The sequence below is a fragment of the Aurantiacibacter gilvus genome (assembly GCF_038289935.1).
In the GTDB taxonomy this organism is placed as follows: domain Bacteria; phylum Pseudomonadota; class Alphaproteobacteria; order Sphingomonadales; family Sphingomonadaceae; genus Alteraurantiacibacter; species Alteraurantiacibacter gilvus.
This window is the reverse complement of the sequence record NZ_JBBYHV010000002.1, coordinates 959,875-974,887: the sequence shown is the minus strand read 5'-3', so window position 1 is coordinate 974,887 and position 15,013 is coordinate 959,875. Positions and strand designations below refer to the sequence as shown.

General features: G+C 64.2%; 19 protein-coding genes. 4 read left to right on the top strand and 15 right to left on the bottom strand.

Features of this window, described 5'->3' with window-relative positions; translation table 11 throughout:
* On the top strand, window positions 1-807 hold the full coding sequence (locus AAEO60_RS14800) for an N-acyl homoserine lactonase family protein (RefSeq protein ID WP_341674484.1): 807 nt from the start codon (window positions 1-3) through the stop codon (window positions 805-807).
* A 17-nt stretch (window positions 808-824) separates the two neighbouring features.
* The gene (locus tag AAEO60_RS14795) at window positions 825-1,718 is read left to right on the top strand and encodes an NAD(P)-dependent oxidoreductase (protein ID WP_341674483.1); all 894 of its coding nucleotides are present in this window, start codon (window positions 825-827) and stop codon (window positions 1,716-1,718) included.
* On the opposite strand, the gene AAEO60_RS14790 is transcribed toward AAEO60_RS14795, so the two are convergent.
* Entirely contained in the window at window positions 1,715-1,951 is a 237-nt protein-coding gene (locus tag AAEO60_RS14790; RefSeq protein WP_341674482.1) for a hypothetical protein, read from the bottom strand. The two genes, AAEO60_RS14795 and AAEO60_RS14790, sit on opposite strands and share 4 nt — an antisense overlap.
* Window positions 1,952-2,088: 137 nt before the next feature.
* Here AAEO60_RS14790 and AAEO60_RS14785 point away from each other — a divergent pair, with 137 nt between their 5' ends.
* Window positions 2,089-2,472: a hypothetical protein gene (locus tag AAEO60_RS14785; protein ID WP_341674481.1), complete on the top strand. Its 384-nt coding sequence runs from the start codon at window positions 2,089-2,091 to the stop codon at window positions 2,470-2,472.
* On the opposite strand, the gene AAEO60_RS14780 is transcribed toward AAEO60_RS14785, so the two are convergent.
* The 12 genes from AAEO60_RS14780 to AAEO60_RS14725 all read right to left on the bottom strand — a co-directional run bounded on the left by AAEO60_RS14780 (window position 2,469) and on the right by AAEO60_RS14725 (window position 11,084).
* Window positions 2,469-2,684 (bottom strand): helix-hairpin-helix domain-containing protein, encoded by a 216-nt coding sequence (locus AAEO60_RS14780; protein ID WP_341674480.1) that lies wholly within the window; start codon window positions 2,682-2,684, stop codon window positions 2,469-2,471. The two genes, AAEO60_RS14785 and AAEO60_RS14780, sit on opposite strands and share 4 nt — an antisense overlap.
* Entirely contained in the window at window positions 2,684-3,472 is a 789-nt protein-coding gene (locus tag AAEO60_RS14775) for an SDR family NAD(P)-dependent oxidoreductase (RefSeq protein WP_341674479.1), read from the bottom strand. The genes AAEO60_RS14780 and AAEO60_RS14775 overlap by 1 nt, the downstream gene beginning before the upstream one ends.
* A 4-nt stretch (window positions 3,473-3,476) precedes the next feature.
* Entirely contained in the window at window positions 3,477-3,692 is a 216-nt protein-coding gene (locus tag AAEO60_RS14770; protein ID WP_341674478.1) for a hypothetical protein, read from the bottom strand.
* The gene (locus AAEO60_RS14765; protein ID WP_341674477.1) at window positions 3,689-5,269 is read right to left on the bottom strand and encodes a phytoene desaturase family protein; all 1,581 of its coding nucleotides are present in this window, start codon (window positions 5,267-5,269) and stop codon (window positions 3,689-3,691) included. Before AAEO60_RS14765 ends, AAEO60_RS14770 begins: the two co-directional genes overlap by 4 nt.
* Window positions 5,270-5,278: 9 nt before the next feature.
* Window positions 5,279-6,424, bottom strand: coding sequence for a serine hydrolase domain-containing protein (locus AAEO60_RS14760; RefSeq protein ID WP_341674476.1), 1,146 nt, complete (start codon window positions 6,422-6,424; stop codon window positions 5,279-5,281).
* Between the two features lie 7 nt (window positions 6,425-6,431).
* Window positions 6,432-6,857: a hypothetical protein gene (locus AAEO60_RS14755; protein WP_341674475.1), complete on the bottom strand. Its 426-nt coding sequence runs from the start codon at window positions 6,855-6,857 to the stop codon at window positions 6,432-6,434.
* Window positions 6,858-6,871: 14 nt separating this feature from the next.
* Complete coding sequence (locus AAEO60_RS14750) at window positions 6,872-7,624, bottom strand: SDR family NAD(P)-dependent oxidoreductase (protein ID WP_341674474.1); 753 nt, start codon at window positions 7,622-7,624, stop codon at window positions 6,872-6,874.
* Window positions 7,624-8,037: a nuclear transport factor 2 family protein gene (locus tag AAEO60_RS14745; protein ID WP_341674473.1), complete on the bottom strand. Its 414-nt coding sequence runs from the start codon at window positions 8,035-8,037 to the stop codon at window positions 7,624-7,626. Before AAEO60_RS14745 ends, AAEO60_RS14750 begins: the two co-directional genes overlap by 1 nt.
* Window positions 8,038-8,060: 23 nt before the next feature.
* The gene (locus tag AAEO60_RS14740; protein WP_341674472.1) at window positions 8,061-8,561 is read right to left on the bottom strand and encodes a nuclear transport factor 2 family protein; all 501 of its coding nucleotides are present in this window, start codon (window positions 8,559-8,561) and stop codon (window positions 8,061-8,063) included.
* A 3-nt stretch (window positions 8,562-8,564) separates the two neighbouring features.
* Window positions 8,565-8,957, bottom strand: a complete 393-nt coding sequence (locus tag AAEO60_RS14735) for a carboxymuconolactone decarboxylase family protein (RefSeq protein ID WP_341674471.1) — start codon at window positions 8,955-8,957, stop codon at window positions 8,565-8,567.
* 11 nt (window positions 8,958-8,968) lie between these two features.
* Window positions 8,969-10,198 (bottom strand): serine hydrolase domain-containing protein, encoded by a 1,230-nt coding sequence (locus tag AAEO60_RS14730; RefSeq protein WP_341674470.1) that lies wholly within the window; start codon window positions 10,196-10,198, stop codon window positions 8,969-8,971.
* A gap of 79 nt (window positions 10,199-10,277) precedes the next feature.
* Entirely contained in the window at window positions 10,278-11,084 is an 807-nt protein-coding gene (locus AAEO60_RS14725; RefSeq protein ID WP_341674469.1) for a CmcJ/NvfI family oxidoreductase, read from the bottom strand.
* A 352-nt stretch (window positions 11,085-11,436) separates the two neighbouring features.
* Here AAEO60_RS14725 and AAEO60_RS14720 point away from each other — a divergent pair, with 352 nt between their 5' ends.
* Window positions 11,437-14,019 (top strand): TonB-dependent receptor, encoded by a 2,583-nt coding sequence (locus AAEO60_RS14720; protein WP_341674468.1) that lies wholly within the window; start codon window positions 11,437-11,439, stop codon window positions 14,017-14,019.
* A 132-nt stretch (window positions 14,020-14,151) separates the two neighbouring features.
* Here the strand turns inward: AAEO60_RS14720 and AAEO60_RS14715 are convergent, their stop codons facing one another.
* Window positions 14,152-14,433, bottom strand: coding sequence for an integration host factor subunit beta (locus AAEO60_RS14715; RefSeq protein ID WP_341674467.1), 282 nt, complete (start codon window positions 14,431-14,433; stop codon window positions 14,152-14,154).
* 161 nt (window positions 14,434-14,594) lie between these two features.
* Complete coding sequence (locus tag AAEO60_RS14710) at window positions 14,595-14,933, bottom strand: GntR family transcriptional regulator (protein WP_341674466.1); 339 nt, start codon at window positions 14,931-14,933, stop codon at window positions 14,595-14,597.
* Window positions 14,934-15,013 lie beyond the last annotated feature (80 nt).

The following is a 15,013-nucleotide window of genomic DNA, read 5'->3' as shown; positions in this document are numbered from 1 at the left end:
ATGGCGGCCGTCACCCGCATCGATGCCATCCGCTACGCGCGGCACGAGCGGACGGCGGCGGCAAATTTCAATGCGCTGGTCGACGACCACGACCTGCCCATGCCGCTGGATTACTATGTCTGGGCGATCCACCGCGACGGCCATCCACCGGTCATAGTCGACACCGGCTTCGGCGCGGCAGCCGCAGCTGCACGCGGGCGCGAGATCACCCGGCCGATCCGCAAGAGCCTGCGCGATGCGGGGATCGACCGGCTGGGCGTGACCGACGTGATCCTCACCCACCTCCACTACGATCACGCGGGCGGGATCGAGGACTTTCCCAATGCGCGCTTCCATGTGCAGGACGCCGAAATGGCCTTCGCCACCAGCCGCCACGTTTGTGACGCCCACACCCGCGCACCCTTCGACGGCGAGCCGGTCGCGGAGCTGGTGAAACGGCTCTATCACGATCACGTGGTTTTCCATGACGGCGACAGCGAATTCGCGCCGGGCATCTCGCTGCGACTGGCGCACGGCCATACAGCGGGGCTGCAGGTGGTGGTCTGCGAAACCGCGCGCGGCGATGTCGTGCTGGCGAGCGATGCCGCCCACCTCTACGCCAATATCACCCGGCACCTGCCCTTCCCGATCTTCGTCGACGAGGAAGACTACGCCCGCGCCCAGGCCCGCGCGCTGGAGCTGGCGGGCGGTTCGCTCGATCACCTGATCCCGGGGCACGACCCGCTGGTGCTCGCCTGCTTCCCTTGCGAGAATGACATCGCGCGCGTCGACCTGCCGCCGCACCCACCCATCGCGGAGATGCTTTGAATGATTGTCGGTTTGCCATGATTGTCGGTTTCCTGGGCCTCGGCCGCATGGGCGCGCCCATGGCCGCAAACCTGCTGGCGCACACCGGCCGGTTGCTGGTGCACGACCTGTCGGAAGACGCCGTGGCGGCGCTGGTCGCCAAGGGTGCCGAGGCTGCCGGCAGCGCGGGAGCCCTGGGCGAACAGTGCGACGTGGTCTTCACCAGCCTGCCCACCCCCCCAATCGTGCGCGAGGCCGTGCTCGGTGCCGACGGCGTGACGTCACGCTACTCGTCTTCGGGTCATCCGAAGATCATCTGCGACCTTTCGACCAGCGGCCCGCAGCTTGCCGCGGAACTGGCACAGGCACTGGCGGGCAAGATGATGTGCCTCGACGCGCCCGTGTCGGGCGGCATCGCGGGTGCCGAAAAGGGCACGATTTCGATCATGGTTGGAGGTCCTCAGGAGGCCTTCGACCAGGTACGCCCCATGCTCGAAGCCATGGGCAAGCCCACGCACATGGGCGAGACCCCCGGCGCGGGGCAGACGATGAAGCTGGTCAACAACCTGCTCGGCGCGGTCGCGATCGGCGTGACGGCGGAAGGCATGGCCTTCGGCATCAAGCAGGGGCTGGACCCGGCCAAGATGATCGACGTGCTCAACCAGTCGACCGGAATCAATTCGGCGACGCGCGACAAGTGGCCCAGGTCCGTCCTGCCGCGCACCTTCGATTTCGGATTTGCCGCGGCACTCAGCCTGAAGGACACCAGACTGCTGCTCGCCGAAGCGGAAGCGGCAGAAGTGCCTCTCCCGCTAGGGCAGATCGTCGCGAATTACCTCGAACGCACGCTCGAACGCGAAGGCCCGCAGGCCGACTTCACAGCCATCGCCAAGGTGGTGGAGGAAGCCGCTGGGCTCGATCCGGAGCGTTAGGCCGAGACGGCTTCAGCCTCGGGCGGCATATCGGCTTCCTTGGCCTTCTTGCGATCAAGCAGCTTCTTCATCGCATAGCCGCCAGCACCCACCGCGATCAGCGTGGGCAGGCGCATGCGCGAAATAACGGGTACGGCAATGGCGCCAAGCACGGCACCGCCGGTCCCGCCAATGCCCTTCACGTGCTTCGAAGCCTGAACTCCGGCGATCCCGCCGATAATCTTGCCAATCATGAACATTCTCCTGTGTTTGCAGTAAGAACGGCTGGAGCCCGTCGCCGTTCCTGCAGACTGGGGCTAGCAGCACGGTGCCGGCCGGTTCATGGTTACCGCGATTGCCCGCGCGCGCGCCTTGGCGCATACCGGCGAGCATGTTGCATCTTGTCCTTCTGCTTGCCGCGCAGTTCGCCGCCGATGCCCTCCCCGTCGGGACCTACAACGGCACCTGTCTCTATCCCGAAGCCCTGCGCGAGCGCGCGGCGCCGGGCGAACTCGTCACCTGCAACCAGGTCGAGATCGCGGCCGATCACATCGCATTCGGATTGCGTAGCTGGCAGTCGCGCACGCGCTTCAACGGAACCTTCGAAGGCAACAGGATGACCGTGGACTCGGTCACACTGGCAAGTGGTCGCAGCTACGACGCACGCGGGGTTTGCGAGCTTTCCTATGCCAACGAGGCACTCTCGACCGTCGCCTGCACGGTGACCTCGAACCGCGGTGCTATGGCCGCCAACTTCATCGTTTCGCGACTCTAGGCGTCCCTGAAAGCCAGCCCCTGCGCCGCCAGCGCATGCTCCAGGGTCGGCATGGCCGTAGGCCCGATGCCGTGCAGGGCCAACACTTCGTCACGGCTGTGCGACGCGAGGTCTGTCGGAGACCGCATGGCGTTGTTGAGCAAGGCGCGTTGGGCAGGTTTGGCGAGCTTGCCGAATGCGGGATCGAGCGCGGAATAGTCGTACTCCGCCATCAGATATCGTTGCGGATCGTGGCCAGCGCGCCGCCGTCGATCTCCCATTTCGCACCGTTGACGTAGCTCGCCTCCTCGCTGAGCAGGAAGCTGACCACGTCACCCACTTCGCGCGGCTGGCCGACACGGTTGAGCGTGGCGGTCTGGCCGAGTTTTTCCATGCCCGCCTCCACACTGTCGAACATCTGTTCGAGCATGCCGACGAGCAGCGGGGTTTCGATCACGCCAGGCATCACGCAGTTCACCCGCACGCCCATCTGCGCCACTTCGCTCGCCGCCGTACGCGTCAGGCCAACCGCACCGTGCTTGGCGGCATTGTAGGCGCAGGCGCCTGCCAGCCCGCGTTCGGAGCCGATGCTGGCCGTGTTCACCACCGCGCCCTTGCCAGCTGCGACCATGTAGGGAAGCACGTAGCGCAGGCCGAGGAACATGCCGCGCAGGTTGACCCGCATCACCCGGTCGAACTCGTCGACAGGATATTCGTGCGTCGGCGCCAGCGTGCCTTCGATCCCGGCATTGTTGAAGAACCCGTCGATCCGGCCAAAGCGGTTGTGCGCCGCCTCGGCATAAGCCTGCACTTCGGCCTCCTCGGCGCAGTCAGCATGGAAAGCGACGGCTTCATGACCCGCGTCCTTCAATTCCTGCACCCGCGTATGCAAGCGGTCGGCATCGATATCGACCATCAGCAGCTTCGCGCCCTCGCGCGCCAGCACTTCGCAGGTGGCGAAGCCGATCGCGCCCGATGCACCGGTGACGATAATGGCATCGCCTTCATGACGTTTGGCCATGGCCCTAATCCTTCTTCGATTTGCGGAACGGCATGGTGAGCAGGAAGAATGCAAGCTTGGGCGTCAGCAGCTTGAGGAAGTTCTTCGCCTCCTCCGGCGTCAGCGTCGCGGTCATCGGCATGGTGCCGTAGACCTTGCCCTTCAGGACCAGGTCGTTGCCCTTCCGCTCGATCTTGCTGACCTGCATCAGCTCCGACTTGTCGGCTGCGTGGATTTTCATGAGGCCACCCTGATCTCGTCGAAGTCCAGGCCGAGGTCATCCGCCATCACCATGGCCGTGGCGCGGCCCGCGCCGAAGACGCCGCCGCCGGGATGCTGGAACGGCCCGACGAGGTAGAGCCGCTCGACCCCCGGCACGCGGTACTGGCCGAGGTCCGGCGTCGGGCGGTGCGAGCCGGACTGGTAGGTGGTGGTGGCAATGCCGTGCAGGTCGCCGCGGAAGAAGCTGGGACTGGTGCGCTCCATGTCGACTGGGCTGTCGCAGTGGTAGTCGAGCACCACCTCGGGCACGTTCTCGATGTAGTTCGCCATCTGGGCGATCATGCCCTGGGCAAACTCGTCCTTCGCTTCGTCCCAGTTGCGCCCGTCAGGCCGTTCGTAGGGAACGTAGTCCCAGGCGTGGAAGATGCTCTTGCCCTCGGGGCAGCGGCTGGGATCGTGCTGCGGCAGCTGGCCGACGCCGACCAGCGGCGTGGGGCTCATCTTGCCATAGCGCAACTCGTCGAAGGCGCGGCGCATACCTTCGTAGCTGGCGGGCATCAGCTCGTACATCACCGCCGACAGCTCTTCGCCATCGTGGCGCCTGGCCTTGAACTTCAATGGTGCGTCGAGCGCGGCGTGGACGGTGAAGCAGGCGGCGGGCGTGATATGGGTACGCTTGGCCTTGCGGCCCACTTCGGCGGGCAGGTCCGCCACCATGTCCGGCAGGACATGCGGATGCAGCGCGCCGATCACGCCTTCGCCTGCGGTGAAGGTCTCGCCGGAGTCGAGCACCACGCCGGTGGCGCGGCCTCCTGAGGTCGTGACTTCACGCACCTGCGCGCTCGCGCGCACCGCGCCGCCGTGGTCTTCGATGCAGGCGATAAGCGCATTGGTGAGGCTGCCCGAGCCGCCCACCGGCACACCGAAGCCGTACTTCTCGAGGAAGCCGAGGAAGACATAGGCACCGATGCCGGTAGCCTTTTCGTCGGGAGAGACGAGGTTCTCGCCCGCAACGCGGCCGAAGTGCGCCTGCACCTTCTCGTGCTCGAACAGCTCCTCCATCAGGTCGAAGGTGGAGACGCCCATGGTGCGCATGATTTCCTGCCCCTCGGGGCTCTGGTCCATCATCGCGGTTTGCGCGCCCAAGGGCATGGGCGGCGAGTAGAGCCCCGCCTGGATCATCGGCAGCCACTGGGCGGCCTGATCGCTCATCTTGAGGAAGGTCTGCGCATCCTTCTCGCTGAACCTCGCGATGGCCTCGGCGCTTTTCGCCGGGTCGCGGTGCAGCGGCAGGGTGGAGCCATCCTCCCATACGCTCATCATCGGCACATCGGGGAAGACGTAACGCAGGCCGTATTTGGATTTCAGGCCAAGGTCGTCGTTCGCCAGCAGCGGATTGCCCTGGATGAAGATGTGGCTCATCGAATGCTGGTCGTGGGTGAAGCCGGGGCGCGTCAGCTCGCGGCTGACCACGCCGCCGCCGTGCCAGGGGTTGCGTTCGAGCACGAGCACGCTCTTGCCCGCCACCGCGAGGTAGGCTGCGGCGACCAGCCCGTTGTGGCCCGATCCGATGACGATGATATCTGCGTCTGACATCTCTTCTCCCTAGAGGCAGGCCGACAGCGCCATGTCGCTGAGCTTGCCCATGCGCTCGATATTGGCGGCCTGCGTCATCACCCCGGCGCTGAGGAAGCTGAGCGACATGTCCGCTTCGGGATCGACCATGAACATGGTCGATCCGGCACCGTAGTTGCCAAATGCCTCCGGGCTGGCGAGCTGACCGAACAGGTGCTGGAAAACGCCCGTCCCGCGCACCTGGAAGCCGATGCCCTGGTTGGCGGGCGGCACTTCCCAGCCCGCGCGCAGCGCCACGCTGCGATAGAGTTCGTTGGGCTTGTCGCCCGTGTGCACCTTGCGCGCCAGCCGCACCATGCGGGGGCTCAGGATGCGCTTGCCGTCCAGTTCGCCTTCGCGGCGGAGCATTTCGGCAAAGCGCCAGAGATCGCCGGTGGTGGAAGCGCAACCGACGTGCGGAGCCTCCACTTCGGGGTCTTCGAACAGCGCGTGATCGCCCTCGATATTCCGCGACAGGTGCTTGATCGGCACCGTTCCGCGCATATCGGGCCGCACATGCCGCTCTTTCAGGTCGGCACGCAGGCCCATGGAGGTGGACTCCATCTTCAAGGGCGCGAACAGGTCCTCGTGAAGAAGGGTCTGGTAGTTGCGCCCCTTGGGATCGGTGCGCACCAGAGCCGTACCCATCAGCACGTGGTTCACCAGCGGCGAATAGTCGCAGCGTTCGCCCGGCGGCGTGGCGCCGTGGACGTTGGCGATCGACTCCTCGAACAGCTCCTGCAGCCGGTCGAGGTACATGCCCGGCTTGGGCGACCAGACGCCCGGCATACCCGCAGTATGGGTAAGCAGGTGGTAGAAGGTCGCCTGCTCGCGCGGCTGGCCGGTGAATTCGGGCAGCACGTCCTTCACCTTGGTGGTCAGCTGGAAGCGGCCCTCTTCGATGGCCTTCATCACCAGCACGTTGGTGAAGGCCTTGGTCACCGAGAACAACGAGAAGACGTCGTCCTTCCTCAGCGGTCGTTCGCCATTCGCGTAGGCGTGGCCGATCGCCTCGTCGAAGACCACTACGCCGCCGCGCCCAATACGCAGCACGGCGCCGAAATATTCGTCCTTCGCGATGTCCGCCTCGATGACCTGCTTGAGCTGGTCGAGCCGTTCCTGCCAGATTGCCGTCATCTCTTCCTCACTTCGCGATGGTGAAGCCGGGGACCGGCCGGTTTTCGACATGGCCGCGGTGGTACATGTCCATCACCACCATCTTGGGGTCCTCGCCCGCACAGGTGACCTCGTAGCCGTCGACGATGTTGCCGTAGACACCCACGCCGAAGTTGCCGACGCGGCGATAGGACGGGGTCGATCCGTCGGCGCAGCGCAAGCGATCCAGATAGGCTCGCTGGCCTTCCGGCATGGAGGCACGGACCGGGTTTTCCGAGCTGCCCAGCGGGTGCTCCGAGGCATCGTCCAGCGCCGCATCAAGTTCCGCGCCCTGGGTCACCGACTCGCCCGACAGCATGCGTTCGAGCGCGGGGTCGCCGCCGTTCGCAGGTGCCGTGGTTGTGACGCAGCCGGCCAGCATGGCGGCCGCGAGGCCCAGGATGATTGTCCGCAAGTGCATCGCCTTTCCTATCCAGCCGCGATGATGCCGCCGTCGACGGCCAACATCGCTCCGTTGATGAATTGCGCTTCGTCCGAAAGCAGGAAGGCCGCCGCGCTGGCGACATCCTCCACCGTGCCGTTGCGGCGCAGGGGGATGTTCTTGGCGCGCTGTTCGTACTGCTCGGGCGTGACGAAGCCCTCGGTCGCCGGTGTCGGCACCGAGCCGGGCGCCATGGCATTCACGCGGATGCCGCGCGGGCCAAGCTCGCCCGCCAGCACCTTGGTCAGGCCGGCGATGCCCGCCTTGATCGTGGTGTAGGCGCCCGTGTTGGGACGGCCCCGATAGGCCACGGGGCTGGAGTAGTTGAGCACGTTGCCGGGCGCGTCCTCGTCACGGTTGGCGAGGAAGGCCTGAACGCCCCAGAACACGCTCTTGAGGCCCGCCGACAGCATGCGGTCGAGCGTCTCCTCGGTCACCGCCTCGATGGGTTCGTAGACCAGCACCGAGGCATTGTTGATCACCGCCCGCAGCGGCCCGGCATGGCTGGCGAAGTCTTCCGCCACCTGCATGAATTCCGCGCGGCTGCCGCAGTCGGCACCGTAGCTGAAAGCCTTGCCGCCTTTAGCCAGGATGGCCTCGGCCACCTCCAGCGCGCTTTCGCCGTTGATGTCGACAATCCCCACCGTGGCCCCTTCGGCCGCCAGCCGGTGGGCGATGCCCTCACCCAGCCCGCGACCGGCACCCGATATCAGGATAGGTTGCTTGTCGAACCGGCCCATCAGTCCATTCCGAACAGCTTGGCGGTGTAATGACTGTCCATGTACTCGCGCATGGCATCGATCTTGCCGTTCGATACCTCGAACACCCAGCAGTAGTCGTTGTCGTAGACCTTGCCGTCCATCGTCTTGCCGGTGGAATTGCTTTCAACGCAGACCCACGGGCCGACCGAGAACATGTTTTGCACATGAACCTTGGGGTCGCCTGGTTCGAACATGCCGCGCACGGGAGCGAGAAACTTGTCGATGATGTCCATGCCGATGTGCTTTCCGGCACCGGCGATGTCCTTCACTTTCGGCTCCCATACCGAATGTTCGTGATAGAAGGCGCGCAGCTTCTCGAGATCGCCGCTGGAAAGCACCTCGAAGAAATCGAGCACCAGCTGTTCGTTGTCGTTCTTTGCCTCGATTGCCATTATCCTCTCCGTCTTCCTTGTAATCAGGCCAGTCCGCGCACTTCGTCGCTGGGTGGCGGAAGATCCGGCATCGCCCCGCCCAGATGCAGCGCGACCATTCCTGAACGCTTGGCGAAGCGCCAGACGCCGCCCGGCTCGGACCGGTCGAGCACGTATTCGTCCTCGAACCCGCCGACATAGAGCGCACCGGCTTCCTGCGGCGGCTCGGTGCTCGCGTGGCTGGACAGCATGGTCAGGTAACTGGTGCCGCGCGCCCGCGTCTCGGTCACCGCCTCGACCAGGACATTGGTGACAATGTGGCGCACAAGGATCGGCGGGCGATTGCGGAAAATGCCTTCCACCGCGTTGCGGCCGTAGAACGGGTATTCGGGCTGGAACGGGCGCGAGAACTCGCAGTCGGGCGTGAACAGCTGGCCCATGGCCTCCACGTCGCCGTTGTCGGCATATTTGGCGAACAGCAGCGGCAACTTGCCGCAGGCGAGCTCGATGGCGAGGCGCTGGCCGTCGTTAAGCATTATTGGCATCCATCATTCTGCCTCCTCGGCGTCGATCTCGGCCAAGGCCTCGTTGACGATGCGGAAGGAATCGACCGCCGCCGGGATGCCACCGTAGATCCCCACCTGCAGCAGCACCTCGCGGATTTCCTCGCGCGACAAGCCGTTGTTGAGCGCGCCGCGCGTGTGCACTTTCAGCTCGTGCTTCCGGCCGAGGACGGCGATCATGGCGAGGTTGATCAGGCTGCGGTCACGGCGGGAGAGCTCTTCCTCGCGCCCCCAGGTCCAGCCCCAGCAATAGGTGGCGACCAATTCCTGCAGCGGATCGTTGAACGGGTTGGGGTTGGCCGTCGCCTTGTCGACATAGGCATCGCCCAGCACCTCGCGGCGGATCTGCATGCCCTTGTCGAAGAGTTCCTTGTCCATCGGGGTTCCTTTCAAAAACAGGAGTAGACGGCGTCGATCAGGCGCCGCGCGCGCGGGCCGTTGTCGCCGACGGCGTGCATCTGGTTGCAACAGTAGGAGAAGCCGAGCTTGGCATCGGGATCGCCGAAGCCGATGGAACCGCCCAGCCCGTGGTGGCCGAAGCTGCGCATATTCGGGCCCATATAGACTGCCTCGGGCGTATTCAGCAGCACCGAGTTGGCCTGGTGATAGGGCCGGTCCTGCAGCAGCTCGATCTGGTTGTGCTGTTCCTCGATCATCTTTTCGAGCTGGTCGTCGGACAGCAGGTCCACCCCGTCGACCACGCCGGTCGCGGCGCCATAGATGCGCGCCACGCCGCGGGCATTGCCGTGGCCGGAGCCGCTGGCGATCTCCACCTCGCGCCAGCTCGGCGAATTCATCGTCGTATGCCACGGCTCGGGCGCGTTCTGCAGGAAGGCAAAGCTGCGCAGCACCGCGCCGTCCTGCCAGCCTTCGGGCGTGGTCGGCTTGGGCGGCACTTCCTGGTCCTTGGCCGCGAACAGCCGCGCCTTGGTGTTGGGAAGGACTTCGGCGACGTGGCTCTGTTCTTCCGCCGTCATGCCGCCGATGTAGTATTCCGCGCCCAGCGGGCCGGTGACGTTCTCGCGCAGGAAGGGGCCGACCGTCATCCCGGTGACCCGCCGCATGATCTCGCCAAGCAGGAAGCCCTGGTTGTGCACGTGATAGGCCGCAACCGTGCCCGGCTCCCACAAGGGCTCCTGCACTTCCAGCGCCTTGATGTAGTTTTCCTGGTCGAGCAGGCCGCCCGGATACATGACATCAGTCGTCAGCACCGGGATTGCCGCCGTATGATCGAGGATCATGCGAACGGTGATGTTTTCCTTCCCGGCCTGGGCGAACTCGGGCCAGTAGGTCGCCACGCGCTCGTCGAAATCGACCAGGCCGCGATCGGCCAGCATGTTGAAGGCAATGCCGGTCACGCCCTTGGCGACACTCATCATGCAGACGGTGGAATGCTTGTCCCATTCCTGCGAGCGGTCCGCCCGCGCCCAGCCGCCCCACAGGTCGACCACGGTCTGGCCGTCGATCACGGCGGAGCAACCTGCTCCCAGTTCCTCTTCGACGCGGAAATTCTCGGCAAAAGCCTCGGCGACCGGCAGGAATGCTTCCTCGACGCGTCCATGCAGCGCGTAGGTCCCGCCGCGCGCTTCCACCTGCTTTGCCCAATCGACAATTGCCACTGAATTGCTCTCCCCTCGTTGAGTTCTTTCCGACTCTAACGACCGTTAGCGTAGGCGAGCCGGACGGCTGCCGACAAGCTCAATCGAAGAAGGCGATGGTCCGCAGCTCGATCGACTGGCGCGGCGCGGCGTCGGGCGGGGTGTTCGGGTCCTCGAAAGCGGTGTGGGCCGTGAACTGCACCGCATCGTCATCGGTATCGAACAGCTTGAAAACGAACATCTCCCACGGCTGCATGTGCGGCACCCACATCCACCGGTGGTCCGGCTGGTAAGCGAGATTGAAGCCCCATAGCGAGAAATCGAGCCCACCCAGCCCGCCGACCACTTCGCTGGGGAACAGGTCATCGCGCGAAACCGTGTTGGCATCGCACAAGGCGAAGGGGGCGCTTTCGACCATCTCGATCGGTCGCCACAGGTTGAACAGCATCCGCCGCTTGGTCAGCAGCTCTTCCGCCTCGTCGGGCAACAGCAGCCGCGTGTAGTCGGCGGTGGTCCGCTCACCATAATCGACATGGGCGCCGTTGGCCGGCTGGTTGTGACCGTGGGTGCCCGTGGCATTGGTGCGGCGGATGGCGCCGAAGCTGATGACCTTGCTGGCGCCGGTCAGGCGCTGGACGACGCCTTCACAATAACGGCAGTAGGCCTCGAGTTGCTCCGGGTCGTCGTAGTCGCTGACGGGTGAAGGTTCGTCGAGCAACACGAAGCCGTTGCGGTCGAACGACAGCTCTCCCACTTCCGGACGCATGTCGTGGACCACGACCTTGTGGTCTTCACCCGGCCAATAGCTCTTGTCGCGGTCGCCGGCGTAGAAGGTCGCCTTCTCGCCGCGCACGACATAGCGGATCGTGGCTTCCACGTCGCAAGCGATAGTATCGGTGTCAGTCAAGAACGGCCTCTCCTCCAGTCCCTTGGGCGCTTGCCATAGCAAGCACAAGGCATGGCCGTCGAGCCGCAATGCCGCAATAATCATGGCCCCGTCGACCTCAAGTGCTGTTGCTTGATTGCGACAATCGCGCACCGAGAATTAGAATAATGCGTATGCTGCTTGATCGTAACAGTCGTGACAGTAAGGTGACAGGTGGAGAGGAGTAAAGTGGCCGTTAGTCCCTTTTGGGTCTGTGGTCTTTTTTCCTATCCTCGCCGCCATCCGGACCACCCGACTGAACGGGGGCCGGATGACATAGCATTTATGCAGCTCGCCGGGTTCCAGACTGGCGGTTGCTAAGGGAGGATGCCTGATGAATTTCAAGAAGCTGAGCGTCACCTCGTCGCTCGCCATTGCCGCGTGCCTTAGTGCACCGGCCCTGGCGCAGGACGGCCAAGGTGAAGAAGAAGCCACCCAGGGTCGCACCAACGTTATCGTGGTGACGGCCGAGTTCCGTGAAGCCAACCTGCAGGACACGCCGATCGCCATTACCGCCGTCAACGCGGATATGCTCGATGCGCGTGGTCAGACCGACATTTCACAAGTGGCCAACCAGGCCCCGAACGTTTCGCTTACGCCGCAGCCGCAGAACGGCGGTACCGGCCTGATCGCGTTTATCCGCGGCGTCGGCCAGGTGGACTTCAACTACGCGCTTGATCCGGGCGTTGGCGTTTACGTCGATGACGTGTTCATCCCGACGCTGTCGAGCTCGCTGCTTGAACTGATGGACCTTGACCGCATCGAAGTGCTGCGCGGTCCGCAGGGTACGCTGGCCGGCAAGAACTCCATCGGTGGCTCGATCAAGCTGTTCAGCGCCCGCCCGCAGGGTGACGGCACCGGTTACCTTCGCGCAACCTACGGTTCGTTCGACCGGATCGAACTGCGCGGCATGGCAGACTTCGCCATTACCGATAACCTCGCCGCCCGCGTTTCAGGGTTTGGCCGCAGCGTCGATGGCTATGTCACGCAGCTGGACTACGGCCTGACCCACCCGGGTTCGAACGTCCCGTCCAACAATGCACGTGGCCGCGGCAATCCCGACAACACCACGATGGGCGGTTCTTCGACCACTGCAGGCCGTATCGCCCTGCGCTGGGAGCCCACCGACCGCTTCGAATGGAACGTCTCGGCAGACTTCACCTCCACGCGCGGTGAAGCCGGTCCGACCGTGCTGATCGCCGGTGGTGCCGCCACCGGTGGCGCAGTCCCGTTTGATCCGTTTTCGACCGGCGTATCGCACAGCCCTGGGGGGCCCGATGCTCCCGCGCCCATTCCTTGGCTCGTCGGCGTTGACGGCAGCGAAGTGCCGATGAGTTGCGCCTTTGTGCCGGCCGGCCCGTACAGCTGTGACACGCTGTCCGGTGACTTCGGCGATCCGCGCTACATCGCTTACTCCAACTTCCTGGATGCGCGGACACCCACGCAGCAGGCGCCGTACAAGCCCTATGCCGCTCTGCAGAACCAGGACTTCACCGGCTGGGGCATCCACTCCAACATGACCTTCGACATCAACGACAACCTCCAGCTGGTCTGGATCAGTTCGTGGCGCGAATATGAGTCGAAGTGGGGTCAGGACCAGGACGCATCGCCAATTCCGATCGCGCAGTTGGACAACCAGCTGAACCACCGCGCCTGGAGCCAGGAACTGCGCCTGAACTTCGAACTGGCAGACGGCCTGATCGAAGGTACGGTCGGCGGCTTCTACCTTGACCAGGACGGTGAATATACCGCCCGAGTCGACCTGAACTACGCCGGTATCGACTTCATTCACGGCCCCGATACCACGCCCAGCACGACGCAGGCCCTGTTCGCCACGGCGACCTTGCGTCCGACGGACATGCTGAGCTTCACGGGTGGCGTCCGCTACACGGAAGACGAAAAGACCTACACATACTTCCGGTCCAATCCGGACGGTACGGTGCCTTTCCGCGAAGCCGACAACCTGTTCATTCCGGGCGTGCCGGCTTGCGAGTTCTTCCTCGGTGCACCGACGTTCGGTCCGGTTGGCCTCGGCAACACGCCAAACTGCCTGCTGACCGGTTTGTTCGATGTCCCGGGTGAATTCCGCGGCAATCGCTGGGACTGGCGCATCGCGGCAGATTACCGGTTCTCGGACGAATTCCTCGCCTATGCCTCGGTTACCACCGGGTTCAAGGGCGGCGGCGTGAACCCGCGTCCGTTCTTCGGTCCTTCGGCCGGCGAGTGTTCGGACCTGCCTCCCGGCTCAACCGCACCGTGTAACCAGATCAACTCCTTCAACCCGGAAACGATCATTACCTACGAGATCGGCTTCAAGGCCGACCTCTTCGATCGTCGCCTGCGCCTGAACGGTGCCGCATTCTGGAATGACTATACCGACATCATCCTGCAGCTCTCGGCCTGCCCTGGTTCGCCGTGTCTGCAGCCGAACAATGTCGGTTCTGCCGAAGTGAAGGGCTTCGAGCTCGAGTTCGCGGCCTATCCGGTCGAGGGTCTCTCGCTCGACGGTGGCGTGAGCTACCTCGACTTCCAGTATACTGACACTGGTGCATCGGGCCTGACCGGCGACGAAATCACGCCGTATACGCCGGAATGGACCTACAGCTTCGGCATCCAGTACGATCACGAATTCGATGGCGGCTCGATCATGGCCCGCTTCGATGGTTCGTATCAGTCGGAGACTTTCACCGACAGCTTCAACACCTTCTGGAGCCGGATCGACAGCCGCTTCCTGGGCAATGCCCGGTTGGCTTACACCGATCCCAGTGACGAATGGACGGTTGCGCTGGAGGTACAGAACATCTTCGACCGCTACTATTTCCAGAGCGTCAGCGACGTGACCGGATCGCTCGGCGTGGTAACCGGTGTCCCCGGCCTGCCGCGCACCTGGGCACTGTCGGTCCAACGCGACTTCTAAAGGATATGGAGGCCTCCGCTCCGGCGGGGGCCTCCCCTCCTTGGGAAAGGACAACAAAAAGGGGCGCGGACCAGATCGGTCCGCGCCCCTTTTCGTGGCTACCCGGCAAGGCAGCCAGCCGGCTTTACGGCCTCAGTTCGGGTTGAGCCGTTCGCGCATTTCCTTGCCCGGCTTGAAGTAGGGCACGCTCTTGGCCGGTACCGGTACCGATTCCCCGGTGCGCGGATTGCGGCCCGTGCGGGCTTCGCGCTGGCGTGTCGAGAACGTGCCGAAACCGCGCAGTTCCACCCGGCCTCCCTCGGCCAGCCGCTGCGTGATTTCGTCAAAGAAGATATCGACGACCTGTTCGACTTCCTCTGCCCGCAGTTCAGGATTGTCTGCGGCGAGAGCCTGGAGAAGTTCGGACCTTATCATTTTTTATTTTTCCCTCTCTAGACGCAGTCCGCGACCAAGAGGACTGCAGCTTCCAACATTGCGCCGACCCGGCGCGCAGCGACTATTTGCAGATTGCCAGAAGCAGGGCGGCGGTGCAATCGCCAGCCAAAATTAATGGTTTCGGGAAATTGTCCTGCAGATCAGGCGTGATCGAGCAATTGCGCGGGATCCAGCCCGAGCCGGTCCATGCGTTCACGGATCGCCGGCCATTCCTCATTCAGGAAGGCTTCGCGCTCTGCCTGCAGCAGGGTTTCCGCCGCGCCTTCGCGCACGAACATGCCCACGCCGCGCTGTACGCGGATCAGGCCATCGGCCTGGAACTGCTGGTAGGCCTTGGCCACCGTCAGCGGATTGGCGCCCTGTTCCGCCGCGAAGGCACGCACACTCGGCAGCATGCCGCCCTCCGCATAACGGCCATCGATGATCGCAGCAGCGATCTGTTCGCGCAGCCTGAGATAGACGGGACGGGTATCAGCCATGGGTGATTGAGTGCCATAATACAGCGGGTCAGGTCAAGCTTTCCGAGCCCAAAAAGGCGGTTTCAGACGCAACTTCATGG